The sequence below is a fragment of the Pseudomonas sp. P5_A12 genome, from assembly GCF_056400685.1.
In genome coordinates, this window is the sequence record NZ_JBFUKU010000082.1 from 1 (window position 1) to 20973 (window position 20973).

Here is a 20973-nt window from a genome sequence, read left to right on the forward strand (position 1 = left end):
CCCACATTGATTTTGTGAACGCCACAAATAAAATGTGGGAGCGGGCTTGCCCGCGAAGGGGCCAGACTGGATTGAGCAAGACTCAAAGCCTTACATCTGCGTCGCCATCCCCTCCACATTCATCGCCGCCTGGCGCAAAGCCTCGGACCGTGTCGGGTGTGGATGGCACGTCAGCGCAATGTCTTCGGCCGAGGCGCTGAATTCCATCGCCACGCAATTCTCGCCAATCATTTCACTGACGCTCGGGCCCACCAGGTGGACGCCGAGAATTTCGTCGGTGCGTTCATCGGCCAGTACTTTGGCGAAGCCTTCGGTCTCGTGGTTGATCTTGGCCCGGCTGTTGGCGGTGAATGGAAATTTACYGACCTTGTACGCGCGCCCTTCAGCCTTGAGCTGCTCTTCGGTTTTACCAACGCTGGCCAGCTCCGGTTTGGTGTAGACCACGCTGGGAATCAGGTTGTAATTCACTTCACCGGCCTTGCCGACGATCTGTTCCACGCAAGCCATGGCTTCGTCTTCTGCCTTGTGGGCGAGCATCGGCCCGGACGTGACGTCGCCGATCACCCACACGCCCGCCGTTTCGGTGCGGTGGCCCTTGTTGGCGAGCATCCCACGTTTGTCTGTGGCGAGGCCGACGTTTTCCAGCCCAAGGCCCTGGGTGTAAGGCCGGCGACCGATAGACACCAGCACGTAATCAGCCTCCAACAATTCGGCGCTACCGCCCGCCGCCGGTTCGATACTGAGTTGAACACCGGTCGCCGATGACGTGGCGCGGGTGACTTTCGAACTCAACTTGAAGCTGATGCCTTGTTTACTCAATGACCGTTGAAGTGTTTTGCCGGCCTCGACGTCTACACCCGGACAGATGCGGTCGAGAAACTCGACTACCGTAACTTGCGCTCCCAGTCGCCGCCATACAGAGCCCAGTTCCAGGCCGATGACGCCAGCCCCGATCACCACCAGATGTTTTGGCACTTCGCTTAAAGACAGCGCGCCGGTGGAGTCGAGGATACGGTGGTTATCGATTTCGACGCCCGGCAGGGGAGTGGGCTCGGAGCCGGTGGCGATGATGATGTCTTTGGCGCTCAGCTCGGTCTTGCCGCCGGCACTGTCGGTGACCGTGACTTTGCCTGGCCCGTCGATGTGGCCCCAGCCCTTGATCCAGTCGACGTTGTTTTTACGAAACAGAAACTCGATGCCCTTGGTCAGCCCGGTAACGCTGTCATCCTTTTGTTTCATCATCTGAGCGAGGTTGAGGGTGGGTTTGACCTCGATGCCCAGGTTGGCGAACTCCGAACCCATGGCCGCGTCGTAGAGTTCAGAGGCGTGCAGCAGCGCCTTGGACGGCATGCAACCAACGTTCAGGCAGGTGCCACCGAGAGTCGCGCGACCTTCGATGCATGCCGCTTTCAAACCCAGCTGGCCGGCACGGATCGCTGCGTTATAACCGCCGGGGCCACCGCCCAGAATCACGACGTCGTAGCTGCTCATGGATGGACTCCTGAAGTGAGGGATCGGGCTGGTTAAAAGTAGTAGCTGGCTAAAATTACAAACGCAATATGGGCGTTTCGCGCTGTTTCGGTTAAGGCTTCAGCGAAGCGACAGGTTCAGCGTCTTTAGATAGAGGGATTTAGAACAAAAATTTCACCGATTTCGTTATACCGTAACGAAATGCGGTGTCCGCGTTGAATAAACACTGGGGTGGTATGCAAATCGATCTCGAAGTCGATGGCGCGCAAGTAGCAGGGCTGCCGCGCTTTCAGCAGGCGCTCTTTCAGGGGCGACGATTGCGCCAGTTCGCCATTGGCCTGAGCGCTTTGGCCGCGGCCGGTCTGGTTTTGGCGTTATGTGTCGGATTGTTTGCGCCACAGTCGCTGTGGGGCGCATTGCTGGTGAATCAGAGTGGCGCTTTGCTGGTGCTGGTTGCCGGTCTGCAATCAGCCTGGTGGGTTACGCGATGGCGTGCACAGGCGATGAACCCAACGCTGCCAGTGGTCGTCGACGTTGACGAATCCGTTGCGCCTGCGGGTTGGTATGAGCGACTGCTGGATGGACTCAGTCAGCGCTCGGTACGCATGCTTGGCCAGATCGGCGCACCAACGCTTTGGCTCGGCGGCTGGGCGCTGTTGACGTTGTTCAATATCAGTCAGTTCTGGAACCTCGCGTTACCGCCCGCAGCGCTGGGGTTATCCGCCAGTGTCGGCGCAGTGCTGGCGTTGCTGTTGGCGTTCGGTCTGCTGGTCGTCGAGCGGCAACTGGCCCAGGAAAACGTCGCCCAATGGCCGGAAGCCGGTGCACTGGCGCAATTGACTCGGGTCGCGATTATTTGCCTGGTACTTGGCGCGTTGTGTCTGTTGTTTGCCAGCGAAACATCGCTGTGGCCGGTGCGGTTGGCGGTGCTGATCGGATTGCTGCCGGGATTGGTCGCAGTCGAGTTGCTGCTGCGTGCGGTGTTGTCGCTGTTCAGTCCACAGCGAGAACAACTCGAACCGACGTTGCTTGCACGAAGTTTTGTCGCCGACATGCTGCGCTGGCCGCCGCAACCGCTGCTCGCGTTGCAGCACGAATTGCACAATCGTTTCGGCATCGACTTGCGGCAGATCTGGGCCTTCACGTACATGCGCCGGGCGTTTTTGCCGGTGCTGGCGGTGGTTGCCGTCGTCGGCTGGTCGCTCACCGGGATTCACGAAATACCGTTGCAGGGACGGGGTATCTACGAGCGTTTCGGCAAACCGGTGGAGGTGTTTGGTCCAGGTTTGCRCGCCGGTCTACCGTGGCCTTTGGGTCGAGTACTGAATGTTGAAAATGGTGTGGTTCACGAGTTGGCCACCAGCGTTGGCGAAACGTCGGCACCGGTTGTGCCCGAGCCCGCCGAAGGTCCGGCGCCGGCGATTGCCAATCGGTTGTGGGACGCCAGCCATGTGAACGACAAATCCCAGGTCATCGCCAGCAGCCGCGCCGACAAGCAGAGCTTCCAGATCGTCAACATGGACGTGCGTTTCGTCTATCGCATCGGCCTGACCGATCAAGCGGCGTTGGCGGCGACCTACAACAGTGCCGATGTACCGACGCTGATTCGCAGCACCGCCAGCCGGATTCTGGTGCATGACTTTGCCTCGAGAACCCTTGATGGTTTGCTCGGCGAAGACCGGGTAGGGCTCGCTGAAGAGATCGGTCATGCGGTGCAGGCTGACTTGCAGAAACTGGACAGTGGTGTGGAAATTCTCGCCACGGTGGTAGAGGCGATTCATCCCCCGGCTGGAGCTGCCAATGCTTATCATGGAGTGCAGGCTGCGCAGATTGGCGCTCAAGCATTGATCTCGCGAGAACGCGGTGCCGCCGCCGAGGCGACCAATTTGGCGCAACTGCAAGCGAGCATTGCGCGCGATCAAGCGACCGCCAGCGCCCATGAAATCAACGCCACGGCCCAGGCAGCGGACCTGAAATTCAGCGCGGAGCAGAAAGCCTACGCCAGCGCCGGTCAGGCTTTTGTGTTGGAACAATACCTCAGCCAATTGAGCCAGGGCCTGGCCAACGCCAAGCTGCTGATTCTTGATCATCGTCTGGGCGGCAGCAGCAATGCACCGACCATCGACCTCCGTACTTTCACGCTGCCGACTGATCCTGCGTCGCCGCGTACGAGCGCCCAGCCAGGAGCTACCCATTGAGCCAGTCGCATACACATGATCACGATGACCACACCGGCCACGATCACGGTCATGGCGGGGATCACCACGGCCACCACCATCATCACCACGGTGATCCACAAGAAGCCGGCCCGTTTCCCTGGCGGCGCATGGGCTGGGCGGCGTTGCTCGTCGCCTTTGCCATCGCTGCCGCAAGCCTTGTCCAAGTACGCTCGGGGGAGGCCACAGTGATCACACGCTTCGGCAATCCATCGCGGGTTTTGCTGGAGCCGGGTCTTGGCTGGCGCTGGCCTGCGCCATTTGAAGCCGCTATCCCTGTCGACTTGCGCCTGCGCACCACCTCCAGTGGCTTGCAAGATGTCGGCACCCGCGACGGTCTGCGCATCATCGTTCAGGCTTATGTCGCGTGGCAGGTACAGGGCGATCCGGACAATGTTCAACGCTTCATGCGTGCGGTGCAGAATCAGCCGGATGAAGCGGCGCGGCAGATCCGCACATTTGTCGGCTCTGCTCTAGAAACCACGGCTGCCAGTTTTGACTTGGCGAACCTGGTCAACACCGACGCCAATCAAGTTCACATTGCCGAGTTTGAGGCGCAACTTCGTAATCAGATCGATCAGCAGTTGCTCACGACTTATGGCGTTCGCGTACTGCAAGTCGGCATCGAGCGTCTGACACTGCCGTCGGTAACCTTGACCGCCACCGTGGATCGCATGCGCGCCGAGCGTGAAACAATCGCTACCGAACGCACTGCAATCGGCAAGCGTGAAGCTGCACAAATCCGGTCGGCCGCCGAGCGAGATGCGCGAATCGTGCAGGCCGATGCAACGGTGAAAGCTGCGGATATCGAAGCTCAATCCCGTGTCGAAGCGGCGCAGATTTACGGCCGTGCGTATGCCGGTTCTCCGCAGCTGTATAACTTGCTGCGCTCACTCGACACGTTGGGCACCATCGTTTCTCCGGGGACCAAACTCATATTGCGCACTGATGCTGCGCCGTTCCGAGTATTGGTTGATGGGCCACCAACCCTCGAAAACAAGTCCGGGTCGCAGCCATGAATTTGGTTCCACGTGGAACACATGAGTTAAGTAGCCCTTGGATTCAGGCTGGGCGCTTGGCTTTTCTGGCGCTTTATGCGGTGACAATTCTGGCGGCGCTAGCCTGGGCGTTCTCGAATGTGCGGCAGATTGATCCGCAGAATCGCGCGGTGGTTCTGCATTTCGGGGCGCTGGATCGAATCCAGAATGCCGGTTTGTTGTTGGCATGGCCACGACCGTTCGAGCAGGTGGTTTTGCTGCCGGCGGCTGATCGGATCATCGAGCGACGCGTGGAAAATCTGTTGCGCAGCGATGTCGCCTTGCAAGCTGATCGCGTTGCCACGTTCGCCACACCGCTCAGTGATGCTCTCGCCGGGTCCGGCTATTTACTGACGGGTGACGCCGGCGTGGTGCAACTCGATGTTCGGGTGTTCTACAAAGTCACTGAGCCGTATGCGTTCGTGCTTCAAGGTGAACACGTGTTGCCGGCGCTGGATCGGCTGGTCACCCGCAGTGCCGTGGCCCTGACCGCCGCGCGAGATCTGGACACCATTCTGGTGGCACGTCCGGAATTGATCGGCGCCGACAATCAAGCCGCTGAACGGCGTGAACGTCTGCGCGGTGACCTGGTGCAGGGCATCAATCAGCGTTTGTCCGAGCTGACGGCAACGGGGCAGGGCTTGGGCATCGAAGTCGCCCGAGTCGATGTGCAATCGAGTCTGCCCGGCCCTGCGGTGAACGCGTTCAACGCGGTGCTGACCGCGAGTCAACAGGCCGACAAAGCCGTGGCGAACGCGCGCACCGAAGCCGAGAAGGCGACCCAGGCTGCCAACGAACAAGCGGATCGAACGCTGCAAGTGGCCCATGCCCAGGCCAGCGAACGGCTGGCAAAAGCGTCTGCCGACACCGCTACCGTTCTGAGCCTGGCCAAGGCGCAACAGCAAGGCACCGACCCGCAAATGCTGCTGCGTATTTACCGTGAGCGGATGCCGAAGATTCTCGACCAGGCCGGTTCCGTGACCACGGTCAATCCGAAAGACGATTCCCGCCTGATCATTCAGGGAGCAGCACAATGACCGCGCACACCGCCGCCGCACCGAGCCTGTTGTCCTCGGCCGAACAACGCAGCGCCGCTCGCCAACTGACGCTGGCCATGCTCGCGCTGGGCTTGCTCGGGCTCGGCCTGATCTGGCGCTGGCTGTCGCCGGAGCAGACTGGCGTCAGCCAATTGCTGCTCGGGTTTGCATCGCTGTTGGTGGCCGTGCCGGTGATGCGTTCGGCGTGGTACAGCCTGCGCTACCCAAGCTTGCACGGGATCACCGACCAGTTGATCGCGCTCGCCATGCTCGGTGCCTGGGCTACGGGTGATCTGCTGACCGCTGCGTTGCTGCCGATCATCATGATCTTCGGTCACGTCCTGGAAGAGCGCAGCGTGATCGGTTCTCAGGAAGCGATTAATGCACTCGGCAAACTCACCCGCAGCCATGCGCGCAAGGTTCAAGCCGATGGTTCGATCCTCGAAGTTGATAACAGCACGCTCAAGGCCGGTGACCTGGTGGAGGTGCGCGCCGGTGATCGGGTGCCGGCGGATGGCCGGGTGTTGTCCGGTCAGGCGAGCCTCGATACGGCTTCGATTACCGGAGAGTCGGTACCGATGGAGGCCGGCGTTGGCATGCAGGTGTTCGGAGGGGCGATCAACCTCGATGGCCTGCTTCGCATTGAAGTGACCCGCACCGGCAACGAGTCGACCCTGGGCAAAGTCATCGCGCTGATGCAAAGCGCCGAGCGCTCCAAGCCACCGATTACTCGCTTGCTGGAACGTTATGCCGGCAGCTATATGGTGCTGGTGTTGTTGCTGGCTGCGGTGACCTGGTTCGTGACCAATGATGCCCAAGCGATGCTCGCGGTGTTAGTCGCCGCGTGTCCTTGCGCACTCGTGTTGTCGGCGCCGGCGACGGCTATTGCCGGGGTGGCGGTTGCTGCGCGACACGGCATTCTGATCCGCAGTTCGGCGTTTCTTGAAGAACTGGCAGACCTGACGTCGTTGGTGGTGGATAAAACCGGCACGCTGACGTTCGGTACCTTGCGCTTGCAGTCCATCGACAGTCCGCTGGAAGACCGCAGTCACGTCCTGAAACTGGCTGCCAGCCTTGGTGCGGCCAGCAGTCATCCGGTCAGTCGTGCGCTCGCCGGGCTGGTCACGCAGGAGCATGTTCTGCTGCTGTCGGACATCCACGAGCGCCAGGGCTTGGGCGTAGTGGCGATGACCGAGCAGGGCGAGGCCGCACTCGGTCGCCCTGAGTTGTTCGCGCAATTGGGCATTGCTACGTCGGCGGTTCCTGAACATGACGGTCCGATAGCAGGGTTGGCGCTTAACGGTGAGTTTCTCGCCTGGCTATTGCTGGCCGACAGCGTCAAACCCGAGGCGCGATTTGCCTTGAGGGAGCTGCGAGAACTGGGCCTGGGTCGGCAATTGCTGCTCACTGGGGATCGGCACAGCGTCGCGCGCGCACTGGCGCGCGATGTCGGCATCAGCGATGTCGAAGCGCAGGCGATGCCTGAGGACAAGCTCAATCGCGTGCTTACAGAAATTGGCAGCGGCTTCCGGCCGATGGTGGTCGGGGACGGGATCAACGACTCACTGGCGCTCAAGGCCGGCGTCGTGGGTGTCGCAATGGGCGCGGGTGGGGCAGACATCGCATTGGCCTCGGCCGACATCGTGTTGATCGGCAGTGACCTGCGTCGGCTCGGCACCTGTGTGCGCTTGAGTCGTCAATGTCGTCAGACCTTGCAGGTCAATGTGGTCATTGGTTTGGGCTGGACATTGGCGATTGTTGCCTTCGCCGCTTTTGGCTGGCTCGGCGCGGCAGGGGCGATGATTGCAGCGTTGCTGCATAACTTGAGCACGTTGTTGGTACTGGGCAACGCTGGACGTTTGCTGCGGTTTCAGGAGCCTTTGCTCAAGCTCAAAGAAAACAGTTGAGCGAATCGAACACCTTTGGCAAGCCTCTGTACCATCGTTGAGACAGAACGCGCCAGGTGAACAGATGGACTGGAGTTTTGCTGAACTGTGCTCTGAATTGACAGTCATCTGTGGAGAGGGCGCACCAATTCAAGCTGTAACCTGGCTTAAGCAGTAGGTTCATGATGGCTGGTTGCAGCGTCGCTGATCATGGAAAACGGCTATTAATTCGCTAGCCAGCTAATTTTCAGGGATGGTCTACCCTCACATCAGACGTCTGAAACAAGGGGAATGTCCATGCTCGCGCAACTTCCACCGGCCTTACAGAATCTGCAGTTACCGTTACGCCTGCGACTCTGGGACGGCCATGAACTCAATCTGGGACCGACGCCCAGCGTCACGATTGTGGTCAAGGATCCACAAATGGTTACCCAGTTCACCCACCCAAGCCTGGACGCGCTAGGAGCGGCGTTTGTCGAGGGCAAACTTGAGTTGGAAGGTTCCATCAGTGACGTTATCCGCGTCTGCGATGAATGGAGCCAAGCGATGTTGGACGAGAACGACGACGATCAACCCGTTCGTGTCGCCCACGACAAGGATACCGACGCCAAGGCCATTTCCTACCATTACGACCTTTCCAACGCGTTTTATCAGCTGTGGCTCGACAGCGACATGGCGTATTCCTGCGCATATTTCGAGACCGGCAGCGAAACCCTTGAGCAGGCCCAGCAGGCCAAATTCCGTCTCCTGTGTCGCAAGTTACGCTTGCAGCCCGGCGAATACTTGTTGGATGTCGGTTGCGGCTGGGGCGGACTCGCACGGTATGCTGCGCGGGAGTTCGGTGCGAAGGTGTTTGGCATTACGCTGAGTAAGGAGCAACTCGCCCTGGCCCGTGAGCGCGTCAAGGAGGAAGGCCTGGAGGATTTGGTCGAACTACAACTGCTCGATTACCGCGACCTGCCCCAGGACGGACGCTTCGACAAAGTGGTCAGTGTTGGCATGTTCGAACACGTGGGCCACGCCAACCTGGCCGAGTACTGCAAAACCTTGTTCGGCGCGGTGAAAGAAGGCGGTCTGGTAATGAACCACGGGATCACCGCCAAACACATTGACGGCCGGCCGGTGGGGCGTGGTGCTGGCTACTTCATTGGGCACTATGTGTTCCCCAACGGCGAGTTGCCGCACCTCTCGATGATCGCTGCTGAAATCAGTGACGTGGGGCTGGAGATCGTCGACGTCGAGAGCCTGCGCCTGCATTACGCGCGTACCCTGGATCACTGGAGCGAACGCCTGGAAGACAATCTGGAAGCGGCGTCCAGGCAAGTCCCCGAGCAAGCCTTGCGGATCTGGCGGCTGTACCTGGCGGGATGTGCTTACGCATTTGCCAGGGGCTGGATCAACCTGCACCAGATACTCGCGGTCAAAGCCCATCCCGATGGCAGCCATGAGCTGCCATGGACGCGCGACGACATCTACAACCCTTAAAGAATCGGTGAAATAAGCCGGGCGACCCGCATGCCGAATTGCTGCACGCGGCGGGTCTCCCGGCCTTCATCTTTGGCGATTTCATGCGCCTGTGCGAAGTCATCGTTGAGCATCTGTTCCACCTCGGCAGCGAATACACGGTCGACCGTCAACAACATCACTTCGAAGTTGAGCCGGAACGAACGGTTGTCCATGTTGGCACTGCCGATGGCGCTGATTTCACTGTCGATCAACACCACTTTCTGGTGCAGGAAACCGGGTTCATAACGGAATACTCGAACTCCGGCGCTTACGGCTTCGAAGGCGTACAGGCTGGAGGCGGCGTAGACGATCCGGTGATCTGGACGTGACGGCAGTAACAATCGCACATCTACACCCCGCATTGCCGCCAGCCTGAGTGCCGCAAATACCGCTTCGTCGGGGATGAAATAGGGGGTGGTGATCCACACGCGCTCAGTCGCGGCATGGATGGCTTCAACGAAGAACAACGCACAGGTTTCGAAGGAGTCCGCCGGACCGCTCGCCAAAAATTGGCACAGCACACCGTCGTCGGGATACTCATCCGGGAGGATCAATGGCGGCAATGATCGTGCAGCCCAGAACCAGTCTTCGGCAAACGATTCCTGCATACAGGCCACCACCGGTCCTCGCACTCGAACATGAGTATCTCGCCACGGCGCCAGCGGTGGTTTCTCGCCCATGTATTCGTCGCCGACGTTATGCCCGCCAACGAAGCCCAGCACTCCATCGACTACCACGATCTTGCGATGGTTGCGGAAGTTGACCTGGAAGCGGTTGAGCCAGCCACTGCGAGTGGCGAACGCTTTGACTTCAACGCCGGCATCGCGCAGCGGTTGTACGTAACTTCTGGGCAGGGCGTGGCTGCCAATGCGGTCGTAAAGCAGGTAAACCGCGACGCCTTCGGCGGCTTTTTTCAGCAACAGATTGTGCAGGCGCTGGCCAAGCCGATCATCGTGGATGATAAAAAACTGAACCAGCACCGCTACCTTGGCGTTGCTGATGGCTTCGAAAATCGAATCAAATGTGGCTTGGCCATCGATCAACAAGTGCACTTCGTTGTTCGCCAGGCATGGCATTCGGCCAAGCTTGGGCATCGCCCGCAACGAGGCATAGGCATTGGAGGCGCGTGCGGTGAGTGCCTCCTCGACCCAAGGACGCCAGTTGAGTTCGGTGACGGCTTTGCGCATCTGTTCGTTGGCCTGGCGCCGAGCCTTGATGTAACCATCGAAGGTACTGCTGCCGAAGATCAGGTACGGAATGAGTGTGAGGTAAGGCATAAACACTAGCGAGAGCGCCCAGGCGATCGATCCCTGAGCGGTCCGGACGTTGAGCACTGCGTGGATGGCAGCGATGGTGCCCAGCGTGTGAATCAATGCAATGGTGTAGCCGAAAATGTGCGGTCCGAAGTAATCCATGGGGGCAGCCCTGCTCCTGAAGATTCAGTGCTTAACAGACCATGTTCTGTGCAGAATGTCTGCTATTTAATTGGCCCATGAACCGAAACCGACGATTGGCGTCTAACGGCCACTACTGATCAGGAGTTACTCGATGAACGTTCGTCTGCTGGGTTTGGCCATGGTTATTGGCTTGTCACTTCCTGTGGCGGCTCACGCACAGATGCTACAACCCGGGTTGTGGGAATTGACCACAAGCAACGTGAAGGTCGATGACCAGAACCTGCCGGACTTACAACTGATCCTCGGTCAGTTGCAGAGCCAGATGACCCCGGAACAGCGCGCGCAACTGGAGAAACAGGGCATCACCATGGGCGGCAAAGGGATTCGGGCTTGCCTGACGCCGGAGCAGGTGAAGACCGACGACATTCCACTGACGGACCCGCAATCGGGCTGCAAGCAGGAAGTCACCGACCGCACGGGCAATCAGTGGAAATTCCGTTTCAGCTGTCCCAAAGCGCAAGGTGCTGGTGTAGCCACGTTCCTCAGCGACCGTGAGTTCACGACCAAGGTCAACGGCACCTTCAATGCCACCGGCATCCAGCAAAAGGGCAGTCTCGAAAGTCGCGCCGTGTGGCTGGGGCAGGATTGCGGAACCGTCAAGCCTAGAGCTTAAGACCTTCGCCGTTAACCGCGCTCCCGAAGCGCGGTACTTCGTGCAACCCGATCAGCTCGAGTTTTGATGGCCGGGTTGCACTTGATCAAGTTGCCGAGGATCGACTAGTCCCGATCATCGAGCAGCAGGTGGTGCAGGCACACTTCGGCCGTGATGCGCTTCCGGGCCGCCGGCTTGTATTCACGATCCGTCCATTGCCGACCAGCAGATTACCCTCGAACTCAAGGCCTTCGTTCACCAGCCGGGCATTGCGAATCAGCACACTGCTCATGGTCAGAACTCGTTTTGCAGCGCTTTGTAACCGCGCACCAGGTCGACGTTGGTGCGCGCCACGTCTTCGGAAAACTCCGAGGCGCTGATACTTACCGGTGGGAATTGCGACAGGTCGGTGTTCGGTCCGATGCGCATTGTGGAGGGCACGTAGAAGTCTTCGGGCAGGTCGCGACCGTCGACCACCGAGTTATGCCGCACCACGCATCCATTACCGACCGCGCAGTTGAACAGCACGCTGTTGAAGCCGATGAACACCCGGTCGCCGACGGTGCAGGGGCCATGCACGATGGAACGGTGGGCGATCGAACTGAGCTCGCCGATAGTGACGGCTGCGCCGGACTTGGAGTGAATCACCACGCCGTCCTGAATGTTCGAGTTGGCACCGATGGTGATTGGCTCCATCTCACCGCGGGCATCCACTTCGTCGGCGCGAATGACCGCATAAGGGCCAACGAAGACGTTCTCTCCAATCACCACTTTGCCGCAGATGATGGCGGTCTTATCCACATAGGCGGACTCCGCGATCTGCGGTAAATGCCCTGAAGGGTTCTTGCGGATCATGGCTTGCTCAACGCTTGGTAGAGGGTATTGAGGTTGTATTCGAACAGTCCGGCAAAGGTGCTGGCCGGCCCAGTGGCGGCGAGTGCATCGGAGTACAACGTGCCACCGATCTGCGCACCGCTTTCATCGGCAATCTGTTTTAACAGTCGGGCGTCTTTGATGTTTTCCATGAGCACCGCTTTGACCTTGGCCTGGCGAATCTGAGTGATCAGCGCTGCGACTTCGGTGGCTGAAGGTTCGTGCTCGGTGGACAGCCCTTGAGGCGCCATGAAGTCGATACCGTAGGCTTGCCCGAGATAACCGAAGGCGTCATGTGAAGTCACGATTTTGCGATTGCCCGGTGGCAGCGAGCCGAGCTTCGCCTTGGCTTCGGCAAGCAAGGCGTAGATCTGTTTCAGGTAGGCCTGACTGTTGCGTTGGTAGTCGGCCGTATTCGCCGGATCGGCTGCGATTAGAGCCTTGGTGATGTTGGCGATGTACAGCTCGGTGTTCGCCAGGTTGTGCCAGGCGTGAGGGTCAGGAATGGTCTCGCCGTCTTCATCCAGTGAGCGCGGGATGACGCCATGACTCGCACTGATGACGGGCGCTTTGGTTTCGGTGCTGGTCACCAGACGGTCGAGCCATGGCTCAAAACCCAACCCGTTTTTAATGATCAGCTTGGCAGTGAGCAGCGCTTTGGCGTCGTCCGGCGTCGGCTCATAGGTGTGGGCATCGGCGTCCGGACCGACCATGTTGGTGATCTGAATATGCTCGCCGCCGACCTGATGGGTCATGTCGGCAAGGATGCTGAAGCTGGTTACCACCTGAAGCTTTTCCGCAGCAGACAGTGACATCGACAGCATCAAACTGAACAGCACAAGCAGAGCGCGCATCGTGTAACACCTCATTGGGATGTGGGCAATATCGGGCGGCGCAGTAAGCCATGTACCGGACCGAACACCACGGACAGCAGATAAAAACCGCCAGCAACCAGCACAATCGCCGGACCGCTGGGCAGCGAGTAGAAGAACGACAGCAGTAATCCGAGCCACACGGAGAGGCAGCCGAGCATGGAGGCGATGGCAATCAACACCGGCAAACGATGACTCCAGAAACGCGACGCGGCGGAGGGCAACATCATCAATCCGACCACCATCAGTGCGCCGATGGCCTGGAAACCGATCACCAGATTTAGCACCACGAGGGTGAGGAATACGCCATGGGCCACCGGGCCGAGGCGGCTGACGGTTTGCAGGAAGAGCGGGTCGAGGGTGTCCAGCAACAGCGGCTTATAGATCAGGGCCATGGCGATCATGCTGAAACCCGACACCCACAACATGCCAGTCAGCGTCGGGCCATCGACCGCCAGTGCGGAACCAAACAACAGGTGCAGAAGATCAAGGCGCTTGCCGGCGATGCCCAGAATCAGCACCCCGCTGGCGAGGGAAATCGGGTAGATCGCGGCCAGGCTGGCGTCTTCTCGCAAGCCAGTGCGGCGGGTGATCCAGGCAGCCAGCCCGGCCATGCTCAAACCAGCGCCCAGGCCGCCGAAGGTAAGCGCCGGCAGGCTCAACCCGGCGAACCAGAAGCCAAGTGCGGCGCCGGGCAAGATGCCGTGGGCGACGGCGTCGCCGATCAGGCTCATGCGCCGCAAGATCAGAAACACGCCCAGCGGTGCCGTGCTGCACGCAAGGACGAGTCCTCCAAGCAACGCCCGGCGCATGAACACAAACTCGTGGAAGGGCTGCCAAAGCTGAGCGGCGGAGAGCATCAGGCCACCTGTGTTAGCGGTTGTTGACGGATCAACTCGGTACTTGGTCCGAGTACACTTCCGCTGCTTTTGATCAGCAGCGTGTGGGGAATGTGTTGGCGAACAGCGGCCAGGTCATGGCATACCACAACCAGCGTTCGGCCTTTGGCGTGCCATGCGTGGATGTGTTTCCAGAGCAACGCTTGACCGAGTTCGTCGAGTGCCGCGTGCGGTTCATCGAGCAACAGCAGTGGCGCTTGCGCAAGGCTCATTCGGGCGAGCAGGGCGCGTTGCAGCTCTCCCCCGGACAAAGCCATCAATGGGCGGTGTGCCAGACCGCTGAGGCACCAATCTTCCAACGCGGTTTTGAGGCGTTGGTTACGTAGATCGGGTGATTGCTTACTGCCCCAGAAACCGGCGGCTACCAATTCTTGGAGGCTGATGGGAAATTGGCGGTCCAGGTGTTGTTGCTGGGGGAGGAAGGAGAGCGAGCCCTTGCGTGGAACATCGAGGAAGATTTTGCCGGTGAGTGGTTTTTGCAAGCCGGCGATGACTTTCAGCAAGCTGCTTTTACCCGAGCCGTTGGCGCCGATTACGGCGGTCAGGCTTCCCGTCGACAGTTCGAAATTCACGGGGGGTGTGAGTGGTTGTCCGGGTGCGCCCCAACGCAATGCCTGGCAACGGATCATGTGGCCTCCCAATTCCACCGGCTTTCAGCGACGGCATCGTGGGCGTGGAGGCTTTCGGCGTGGACTACGCGAAGGTGAAAGGCGTGGATACCGGTTGAACTTTTCAGAGCAAGGTTCAAGCGGCGTGCGGCGTCTTCGCAGAACATCAGGTTTTGACCATTTGCCAAGGCGAAGGCTTGTTCATCGGTGCGCTTGACTGCGGTTTGAACGGCAGTGCCGAGTGCGGCTTCGGCATCGTTGATGAGGGCGATCAGCGGCAAGTCATCCAGATAGTCGTCAAGACGCACGCGCAATTGCGCGGTACTGCGTTGGCTATGGGGCGTCGCAATGATGCCTTTTGTGGAACCGAGCCACGTCAAAACATCGGCATGTTGCAGTGACTGGTTGGCGAAGTCTTCGACAAATTGCTGCTGAATCAACTGCCGAGACACTGCGGCCGAACATGGGCAGGTTGAAGAATAAAGAACATCGATTTTTAGTTCCACGTGGAACATCGCGTTTTTAAAACGCGCTTCAATGCTCACTGGATAGGTTTTCCAACCGGCCAGTGGGCTGATTAACGCTGGCCTTTTGAGCAGTAGATCGGCGTGAATTTTTAAGTAAGCGCTGTGGGTCAGTCCTTCATGACTGTCGAGGAAACTTTGCAGGACTCGTCGCAGCAGCTTCGGCGTCAGGTTTTCCTGCTCAAACATTTCCAGCGCCAGATACAACCTTGACATATGAATCCCGCGAGCCTCTCCATCATCTAGGCTCACGCCCGCGTCAGCCTTTGCGCTCAAACGTTGGCCATTTAATAAAACAGGCAGAGCAATGCCGCACATGCCCACCCAGTCGAGTGGCAGGGCTTGGCGAGAGGCTTGCGCGGCGATATCCGGCAGAGTCAGCGCGTTCATGAGCAGTTCCGTCGTAAAGAGGTGGCTTGATTATATTGTTATACTATAACATAAAATCAAGCCCGACTCTGCGACCGGGCATCCCTGTGAGGAATACCTGATGCCCAATCGTCTCCCGGTTACTGTCCTGTCGGGCTTTCTCGGTGCTGGAAAAAGTACGCTGCTTAACCATGTATTGCGTAATCGCGACAACCTGCGGGTCGCTGTCATCGTCAACGATATGAGTGAGATCAACATCGATGGCAATGAAGTCCAGCGTGATGTCAGCCTGAACCGCGCAGAAGAAAAGCTCATCGAAATGAGCAACGGCTGCATTTGCTGCACCTTGCGTGAAGACCTGCTCGACGAAGTCAGCAAACTCGCCAGGGATGGCCGCTTTGATTACTTATTGATCGAATCCACCGGCATCTCCGAACCGCTGCCCGTGGCGGAAACCTTCACTTTCCGTGATGAAGAAGGGCAAAGCCTGGCCGACATCGCGCGGCTCGACACCATGGTCACCGTGGTGGATGGCGTGAATTTCCTGCTCGACTATCAGGCTGCCGAAAGTCTCGGCTCACGCGGTGAAACGCTGGGCGAGGAGGACGAGCGCTCGATCACTGACCTGTTGATCGAGCAGGTCGAATTCGCCGATGTCATCCTGATCAGCAAGATCGACTTGATCAGCAGCTTCGAGCGCCAGGAGCTGATCGCGATTCTTCAGCGCCTCAACGCGAAGGCAGACATCATCCCGATGGTCATGGGTGAAGTACCCCTGGAAAAAATCCTCAATACCGGTCGCTTCGACTTTGAAAAGGCCGCTCAGGCGCCAGGCTGGTTGCAGGAATTACGTGGCGAGCACGTGCCGGAAACCGAGGAATACGGCATCGCCTCGACTGCTTACCGAGCTCGCCGCCCCTTTCATCCACAGCGCTTTTTCAGCTTTATCGACCGCCCATGGGTGAATGGAAAACTACTGCGCTCAAAAGGTTTTTTCTGGCTGGCCAGCAAATCCATGGACGCCGGTAGCTGGTCCCAGGCTGGAGGTTTGATGCGCCATGGTTTCGCTGGGCGCTGGTGGCGTTTCGTGCCGAAAACACAGTGGCCGCAGGACGAAGAAAGCACCGCCGGGATCATGGAGAACTGGACTGCCGCCACCGGTGATTGCCGTCAGGAGTTGGTGTTCATCGGCCAGAACATCGATTTCGCGAGACTCTCCGCTGAGCTCGACGATTGTCTACTGACGGATGCCGAAATGGCCTTGGGCGTCGAAGGTTGGCGATTGCTGGCAGACCCGTTTGGCCCCTGGTCCGAAGAGGCGACCGCCTGATGTTGGCGCCGAGCCTGAAGCGGCGTTCCGTGGTTCATCCCGTTCAAGGCGAAACGCCGCAAACACTGGCCCGAATCCTCGATGACGACGTAAACCTCGCCATTTGGCAGCGCCAACTTCCGGTGCATATCGTCGATTTCGGTCAGTTGCTACTGTCCCTGAACGCGCCGCTGGCCGAGTCGTTGGTCCTGGAGCTGCCGAGTGATGACGCCGAACCCGATCTGCAGGGGCTGGCCTCAGGCTTAAGCGATCTACAAGGCTATGAGGGGTTCATTGCCGACGTGTCCTGGCTGGTCGGCGCGTTCGCCTGCCTGCTGGGCGCCAAGCGCATTGGCCTGCGTTTGCGGGCGCTGGAAAAGGCCATGTGCCCGCGTTTCCACGTCGATCACGTGCCGGTGCGATTGATCACGACGTATTCTGGCATCGGCAGCCAGTGGCTTCGGGAGGGCGTGATGGATCGTCGCCAGTTGGGCAAGCCTGAGGCCGAGCCTCTACAGGATTCGATGATCGAGCAAATTGCCAGCGGGGACGTGGCTCTGTTCAAAGGCGAGAAGTGGCACGGCAACGAAGGTTTTGGCCTGATCCACCGCTCGCCGCAACCGGCAACGGGCGAGCGCCGTTTGATTCTGACCCTCGATTGGCTCGGCTAACGCCTCAAGGCTTAAGCCAGTTGCCCTGGCTCTGCGTTTCGCAAAAGGGCTTCAGGTACGCCGCATCGGTGGCCACGCCGTAATAGTGAATATCCTGGCGGTAAGGCATATTGGCGACTTGAGCGTTGCTGCATACACCGAACGCGCCGGCAGGGCATTGGTCGACGTACTGCACGTCGACTGTCTGCCCGGCCAGATTAGGCTGGCAGAAGCCTTCGGCAAAGAGCTTTTCCGGGATGTTCAGATTCTGCTGGCAAACTTTTACGTCCAACCTTGCTGATGTGGTATGTACCACGCAAGCTTGGGCAAGTACCTCGCCGGAACACAGCGCCAGCAGTAACGATAATCCCATCAACCGCATCTTTTACCCCCTCAGAAAATGCCGACCATGTTGCAGAACATTCCCACTCACGTCATTGCGGGCCCTTTGGGCGCCGGCAAAACCAGCCTGATCAAGCACCTGTTGACGCAGCGGCCGGTCGGCGAGCGCTGGGCGGTCCTGATCAACGAGTTCGGCCAGATCGGCCTCGACGCTGCGCTGCTGACCTCGGACGCCGATGGTATCGCACTGGGCGAAGTGGCCGGCGGCTGTTTGTGTTGCGTCAATGGTGCGCCGTTTCAGATCGGGCTCGGGCGGTTGTTGCGCAAGGCGAAGCCGGATCGGCTGTTCATCGAACCCTCCGGCCTTGGGCATCCGGCACGGTTGCTTGAACAGTTGAGTGAGGTGCCGTGGGTCGGTGTACTGGCGGTACAACCCTGCGTACTGGTACTGGATGCCCAAGCACTCGCTGCCGGCAAACCGCTGCCTGCGGCGCAACAGGAGACATTGAACAGCGCCGGCTTGTTGGTGTTGAACAAGGTGGAAGGTCTCGACGTCGATGATCGCCAGCGAATCGCGGCGCAGTTACCTCCAATTCCTCTGTACTGGACGCAGCAAGCTCAGTTGCCGTTGTGCAGCCTGCCAGGGCTCCATGCTCGGGCTGTTGCGGGTGTGGATAACTTCGTCGCGCCCAAGGCGCTGGCGCAGATACCGGCCATCTGGACCGACCCCGCGCTGCCGATTTGCTTGAGTCAGGAACAGGAGGGGGGCTGGAGCATCGGCTGGCGTTGGCATCCGAGCCAGACGTTCGATGTGGCGCTCATTGGTCAATGGCTTGAAAGCCTTTCCTGGCGGCGGGCGAAGCTGGTTATCCACAGCGTCGACGGGTGGCTTTCGGCCAATGCGTTGGATAACTCGGAACTGGAATGGAAGCCCAGCGAATGGCGCCAGGATTCGCGGATAGAGCTGATTTTCAGTGAGTCGCAGGAGGCTGACTCACTGCAAATCGTTCTGGCCGACTGTCGGTCGGGTTAAGGGCGCCACTTGGTGTGTTCTTGTCGCCACTGGCTCAACTCGATCACCTCGGCGCGGGGCTTCACCACATCCCCGACCGCTGGCGTGTCGTCGAACGGCATCGGGTAGGGTGCCAGTTCGATCTGTGCACTGTGGGCGCCAAATTGAGTGATGGTGCCGTTGTKGCGGGTTTCGCCGGTCACGGTGAATTCAAAGTTGTATACGCGGGCGAGCCGCCGCCGGCCATTCGCATCTTTTATAAACGCAATCTTTTTGAGAGCCACGTTGCCGTCCAGCAACTCGATACCGAGCTTGGCACAATGCTGTTTGACCCGCTCCAGCGCGCGCTCGCGCAAGCCGTGGTTGTGCCACAGCCACGCCCCACCGGTGGCGAGCAACATCAGCACGAAGATATTTCCGAGGGTCAGCATCAACAGGTTGCTCCAACTAGAGGGTGTCAGCTTAACTGCGTCGCCGCTCTGTCGTACAGGCTGCGTTTCGTCGCATACTGAGCGGCTTGAATTTCAATGGTTTTACGGAAAACTCACCGCATGAAACGTACGCCCCATCTGCTCGCCATTCAGTCCCACGTGGTGTTTGGCCACGCTGGCAACAGCGCCGCGGTATTCCCGATGCAGCGGGTCGGGGTGAATGTCTGGCCGCTCAACACCGTGCAGTTCTCCAACCATACGCAGTACGGCCAGTGGGCGGGTGAAGTGCTGGCACCGCACCAGATCCCTGAGTTGGTCGAAGGGATCGCGGCAATTGGCGAGCTGGGCAACTGCGATGCGGTACTGTCCGGCTATCTCGGCAGTGCCGCCCAAGGCCGGGCGATCCTCACGGGCGTGGCGCGAATCAAGTCGATGAATCCCAAGGTGCTGTACTTGTGTGACCCGGTGATGGGCCATCCCGAGAAAGGCTGTAGCGTACCGGCTGAAGTCAGCGATTTCCTGCTGGAAGAGGCGGCGTCAGTGGCCGACTTCATGTGCCCGAACCAGTTGGAACTGGACAGTTTCTCTGGTCGCAAACCACGGTCGTTGTTCGATTGCCTGGCTATGGCGCGGGCGCTGTTGGCACGTGGACCGAAGGCGGTGCTGGTCAAGCACGTGGACTATCCCGGTAAACCGGCGGATGGATTTGAAATGCTGCTGGTGACCGCTGAAGGCAATTGGCATCTGCGTCGTCCGCTGTTGGCATTTCCTCGTCAGCCGGTGGGCGTGGGCGACCTGACGTCCGGGTTGTTCCTGGCGCGTGTGTTGTTGGGCGATAGTCTGGTCGCTGCGTTCGAGTTTGCAGCGTCGGCAGTGCACGAAGTCCTGCTGGAGACTCAGGCCTGTGCCAGCTATGAGCTGGAACTGGTGCGGGCGCAGGACCGGATTGCCCATCCGCGGGTGCGGTTTGAGGCGACGCCGATCAGTCTCTGATTACGCGTTGACCCCCATTCCGAGCAGGCTCGCTCCCACATATGATCTTCAATGGACACAATATTTGTGTACGACCTGGATCCGCTGTGGGAGCGAGCCTGCTCGCGATGACTAGCTAAAATGGGTCACAGATCTCAGGCATCGCCCTTGATTTCCTGATACCGCTTTTCCAGTTCCTGACGAATTTGCCGACGCTGCTGTGCCTGAATGAAGCGGCGTTTTTCTTCGCTGTTATGCGGTTGCAGAGGCGGGACGGCAGCGGGTTTGCGGTTGTCATCCACCGCGACCATGGTGAAAAAGCAGCTATTGGTGTGGCGCACCGAGCGCTCGCGGATGTTCTCGGTYACAACCTTGATGCCCACCTCCATCGAGGTGTTGCCGGTGTAGTTGACCGAAGCCAGAAAGGTCACCAATTCGCCGACATGAATCGGCTCGCGGAAAATAACCTGGTCCACCGACAGGGTCACCACGTAGCGGCCGGCATATCGGCTGGCGCATGCATACGCGACTTCGTCGAGGTATTTGAGCAAGGTGCCGCCGTGGACATTGCCAGAGAAGTTGGCCATGTCAGGGGTCATCAATACCGTCATCGACAGTTGTGCGTTTCCGGGTTCCATAGCGTTCTCACGGTTCAAGGCGCAATTTCAGGGGCGCACCTCTGCGGGTGCCTTGTCAGCTTTTTCAAACCAACAGTTATCGGGACGCCGGGCAAGTGGCTGCCGTCACGCCTGGGCCGATCTGTTTCCATATATTGCACCGCCTTTGCGACGGAAGTCGTGGTGTTAACCTCCAAAAGTCCCCTTGAGGAGCTCCACGCCATGCATGCCATCAGTTTCATTCAGGATTTGGCAGTGATCATGTTGATCGCGGGCATGGTGACGGTGCTGTTC

Annotated in this window: 20 protein-coding genes and 2 pseudogenes; 11 read left to right on the plus strand and 11 right to left on the minus strand. The window is 59.2% G+C overall.

Annotation, left to right across the window (positions count from 1 at the left end; genetic code table 11):
• Positions 1-90: 90 nt before the first annotated feature.
• Entirely contained in the window at positions 91-1491 is a 1401-nt protein-coding gene (gene lpdA, locus AC1DSG_RS13640) for a dihydrolipoyl dehydrogenase (protein ID WP_477791352.1), read from the minus strand.
• Positions 1492-1706: 215 nt separating this feature from the next.
• Here lpdA and hflK (AC1DSG_RS13645) point away from each other — a divergent pair, with 215 nt between their 5' ends.
• The 6 genes and pseudogenes from hflK (AC1DSG_RS13645) to cfaB all read left to right on the plus strand — a co-directional run bounded on the left by hflK (AC1DSG_RS13645) (position 1707) and on the right by cfaB (position 9131).
• Positions 1707-3668, plus strand: a complete 1962-nt coding sequence (gene hflK, locus AC1DSG_RS13645; protein WP_477791353.1) for a protease modulator HflK — start codon at positions 1707-1709, stop codon at positions 3666-3668.
• Complete coding sequence (gene hflC, locus AC1DSG_RS13650) at positions 3665-4705, plus strand: protease modulator HflC (RefSeq protein ID WP_477791354.1); 1041 nt, start codon at positions 3665-3667, stop codon at positions 4703-4705. The genes hflK (AC1DSG_RS13645) and hflC overlap by 4 nt, the downstream gene beginning before the upstream one ends.
• Positions 4702-5760, plus strand: coding sequence for a protease modulator HflK (gene hflK / locus AC1DSG_RS13655; RefSeq protein ID WP_477791355.1), 1059 nt, complete (start codon positions 4702-4704; stop codon positions 5758-5760). Before hflC ends, hflK (AC1DSG_RS13655) begins: the two co-directional genes overlap by 4 nt.
• Positions 5757-7667 carry a cation-translocating P-type ATPase gene (locus AC1DSG_RS13660; RefSeq protein WP_477791356.1) on the plus strand — a complete coding sequence of 637 codons (1911 nt, stop codon included), beginning with the start codon at positions 5757-5759 and terminating at the stop codon, positions 7665-7667. The genes hflK (AC1DSG_RS13655) and AC1DSG_RS13660 overlap by 4 nt, the downstream gene beginning before the upstream one ends.
• Positions 7668-7737: 70 nt before the next feature.
• Positions 7738-7824 (plus strand): annotated as a pseudogene (locus AC1DSG_RS13665) (HvfC/BufC N-terminal domain-containing protein); the annotation flags it as partial.
• Positions 7825-7943: 119 nt separating this feature from the next.
• On the plus strand, positions 7944-9131 hold the full coding sequence (gene cfaB / locus AC1DSG_RS13670; RefSeq protein WP_477791357.1) for a C17 cyclopropane fatty acid synthase CfaB: 1188 nt from the start codon (positions 7944-7946) through the stop codon (positions 9129-9131).
• Here cfaB and cls read toward each other — a convergent pair.
• Positions 9128-10567 carry a cardiolipin synthase gene (gene cls / locus AC1DSG_RS13675; protein WP_477791358.1) on the minus strand — a complete coding sequence of 480 codons (1440 nt, stop codon included), beginning with the start codon at positions 10565-10567 and terminating at the stop codon, positions 9128-9130. The two genes, cfaB and cls, sit on opposite strands and share 4 nt — an antisense overlap.
• A 133-nt stretch (positions 10568-10700) precedes the next feature.
• Here cls and AC1DSG_RS13680 point away from each other — a divergent pair, with 133 nt between their 5' ends.
• The gene (locus tag AC1DSG_RS13680) at positions 10701-11222 is read left to right on the plus strand and encodes a DUF3617 domain-containing protein (RefSeq protein ID WP_477791359.1); all 522 of its coding nucleotides are present in this window, start codon (positions 10701-10703) and stop codon (positions 11220-11222) included.
• A 26-nt stretch (positions 11223-11248) separates the two neighbouring features.
• Here AC1DSG_RS13680 and AC1DSG_RS13685 read toward each other — a convergent pair.
• From AC1DSG_RS13685 to folE2, 6 genes and pseudogenes are all read right to left on the minus strand, one after another.
• Positions 11249-11404 (minus strand): annotated as a pseudogene (locus AC1DSG_RS13685) (dihydroorotase); the annotation flags it as partial.
• Positions 11405-11495: 91 nt separating this feature from the next.
• Complete coding sequence (locus AC1DSG_RS13690; protein ID WP_477791360.1) at positions 11496-12056, minus strand: gamma carbonic anhydrase family protein; 561 nt, start codon at positions 12054-12056, stop codon at positions 11496-11498.
• A complete protein-coding gene (locus AC1DSG_RS13695; protein WP_477791361.1) occupies positions 12053-12928 on the minus strand; it encodes a metal ABC transporter substrate-binding protein in 876 nt (291 codons plus the stop codon). The genes AC1DSG_RS13690 and AC1DSG_RS13695 overlap by 4 nt, the downstream gene beginning before the upstream one ends.
• An 11-nt stretch (positions 12929-12939) precedes the next feature.
• On the minus strand, positions 12940-13806 hold the full coding sequence (locus AC1DSG_RS13700) for a metal ABC transporter permease (RefSeq protein ID WP_477791362.1): 867 nt from the start codon (positions 13804-13806) through the stop codon (positions 12940-12942).
• On the minus strand, positions 13806-14474 hold the full coding sequence (locus AC1DSG_RS13705) for a metal ABC transporter ATP-binding protein (RefSeq protein ID WP_477791363.1): 669 nt from the start codon (positions 14472-14474) through the stop codon (positions 13806-13808). The genes AC1DSG_RS13700 and AC1DSG_RS13705 overlap by 1 nt, the downstream gene beginning before the upstream one ends.
• The gene (folE2, locus tag AC1DSG_RS13710; RefSeq protein WP_477791364.1) at positions 14471-15367 is read right to left on the minus strand and encodes a GTP cyclohydrolase FolE2; all 897 of its coding nucleotides are present in this window, start codon (positions 15365-15367) and stop codon (positions 14471-14473) included. The genes AC1DSG_RS13705 and folE2 overlap by 4 nt, the downstream gene beginning before the upstream one ends.
• A 100-nt stretch (positions 15368-15467) precedes the next feature.
• Between folE2 and zigA the strand changes: the two genes are divergently transcribed.
• Both zigA and AC1DSG_RS13720 read left to right on the plus strand, forming a co-directional pair.
• The gene (gene zigA, locus AC1DSG_RS13715) at positions 15468-16676 is read left to right on the plus strand and encodes a zinc metallochaperone GTPase ZigA (protein ID WP_477791365.1); all 1209 of its coding nucleotides are present in this window, start codon (positions 15468-15470) and stop codon (positions 16674-16676) included.
• Positions 16676-17326: a DUF1826 domain-containing protein gene (locus tag AC1DSG_RS13720; protein ID WP_477791366.1), complete on the plus strand. Its 651-nt coding sequence runs from the start codon at positions 16676-16678 to the stop codon at positions 17324-17326. The genes zigA and AC1DSG_RS13720 overlap by 1 nt, the downstream gene beginning before the upstream one ends.
• A gap of 4 nt (positions 17327-17330) precedes the next feature.
• Here AC1DSG_RS13720 and AC1DSG_RS13725 read toward each other — a convergent pair whose 3' ends face one another.
• Positions 17331-17687, minus strand: coding sequence for an NADH:ubiquinone oxidoreductase (locus AC1DSG_RS13725; RefSeq protein WP_477791367.1), 357 nt, complete (start codon positions 17685-17687; stop codon positions 17331-17333).
• A gap of 27 nt (positions 17688-17714) precedes the next feature.
• Between AC1DSG_RS13725 and AC1DSG_RS13730 the strand changes: the two genes are divergently transcribed.
• Positions 17715-18680 carry a CobW family GTP-binding protein gene (locus tag AC1DSG_RS13730; RefSeq protein ID WP_477791368.1) on the plus strand — a complete coding sequence of 322 codons (966 nt, stop codon included), beginning with the start codon at positions 17715-17717 and terminating at the stop codon, positions 18678-18680.
• Here AC1DSG_RS13730 and AC1DSG_RS13735 read toward each other — a convergent pair.
• Positions 18677-19090 carry a DUF3301 domain-containing protein gene (locus AC1DSG_RS13735; RefSeq protein ID WP_477791369.1) on the minus strand — a complete coding sequence of 138 codons (414 nt, stop codon included), beginning with the start codon at positions 19088-19090 and terminating at the stop codon, positions 18677-18679. The two genes, AC1DSG_RS13730 and AC1DSG_RS13735, sit on opposite strands and share 4 nt — an antisense overlap.
• Before the next feature lie 120 nt (positions 19091-19210).
• Here AC1DSG_RS13735 and pdxY point away from each other — a divergent pair, with 120 nt between their 5' ends.
• Positions 19211-20083, plus strand: a complete 873-nt coding sequence (gene pdxY, locus AC1DSG_RS13740) for a pyridoxal kinase PdxY (RefSeq protein ID WP_477791370.1) — start codon at positions 19211-19213, stop codon at positions 20081-20083.
• Between the two features lie 134 nt (positions 20084-20217).
• On the opposite strand, the gene AC1DSG_RS13745 is transcribed toward pdxY, so the two are convergent.
• Entirely contained in the window at positions 20218-20700 is a 483-nt protein-coding gene (locus AC1DSG_RS13745) for an acyl-CoA thioesterase (protein ID WP_007943367.1), read from the minus strand.
• Positions 20701-20973 lie beyond the last annotated feature (273 nt).

Coding starts and splice junctions, on each gene's coding strand:
- AC1DSG_RS13720 (WP_477791366.1), top strand. CDS start 16,676: ATGTTGGCGCCGAGCCTGAAGCGGCGTTCCGTGGTTCATCCCGTTCAA.
- AC1DSG_RS13700 (WP_477791362.1), bottom strand. CDS start 13,806: ATGCTCTCCGCCGCTCAGCTTTGGCAGCCCTTCCACGAGTTTGTGTTC.
- folE2 (WP_477791364.1), bottom strand. CDS start 15,367: ATGAACGCGCTGACTCTGCCGGATATCGCCGCGCAAGCCTCTCGCCAA.
- AC1DSG_RS13690 (WP_477791360.1), bottom strand. CDS start 12,056: ATGATCCGCAAGAACCCTTCAGGGCATTTACCGCAGATCGCGGAGTCC.
- AC1DSG_RS13705 (WP_477791363.1), bottom strand. CDS start 14,474: ATGATCCGTTGCCAGGCATTGCGTTGGGGCGCACCCGGACAACCACTC.
- zigA (WP_477791365.1), top strand. CDS start 15,468: ATGCCCAATCGTCTCCCGGTTACTGTCCTGTCGGGCTTTCTCGGTGCT.
- AC1DSG_RS13660 (WP_477791356.1), top strand. CDS start 5,757: ATGACCGCGCACACCGCCGCCGCACCGAGCCTGTTGTCCTCGGCCGAA.
- cls (WP_477791358.1), bottom strand. CDS start 10,567: ATGGATTACTTCGGACCGCACATTTTCGGCTACACCATTGCATTGATT.
- AC1DSG_RS13725 (WP_477791367.1), bottom strand. CDS start 17,687: ATGCGGTTGATGGGATTATCGTTACTGCTGGCGCTGTGTTCCGGCGAG.
- AC1DSG_RS13730 (WP_477791368.1), top strand. CDS start 17,715: ATGTTGCAGAACATTCCCACTCACGTCATTGCGGGCCCTTTGGGCGCC.
- AC1DSG_RS13695 (WP_477791361.1), bottom strand. CDS start 12,928: ATGCGCGCTCTGCTTGTGCTGTTCAGTTTGATGCTGTCGATGTCACTG.
- pdxY (WP_477791370.1), top strand. CDS start 19,211: ATGAAACGTACGCCCCATCTGCTCGCCATTCAGTCCCACGTGGTGTTT.
- cfaB (WP_477791357.1), top strand. CDS start 7,944: ATGCTCGCGCAACTTCCACCGGCCTTACAGAATCTGCAGTTACCGTTA.
- AC1DSG_RS13680 (WP_477791359.1), top strand. CDS start 10,701: ATGAACGTTCGTCTGCTGGGTTTGGCCATGGTTATTGGCTTGTCACTT.
- hflK (WP_477791355.1), top strand. CDS start 4,702: ATGAATTTGGTTCCACGTGGAACACATGAGTTAAGTAGCCCTTGGATT.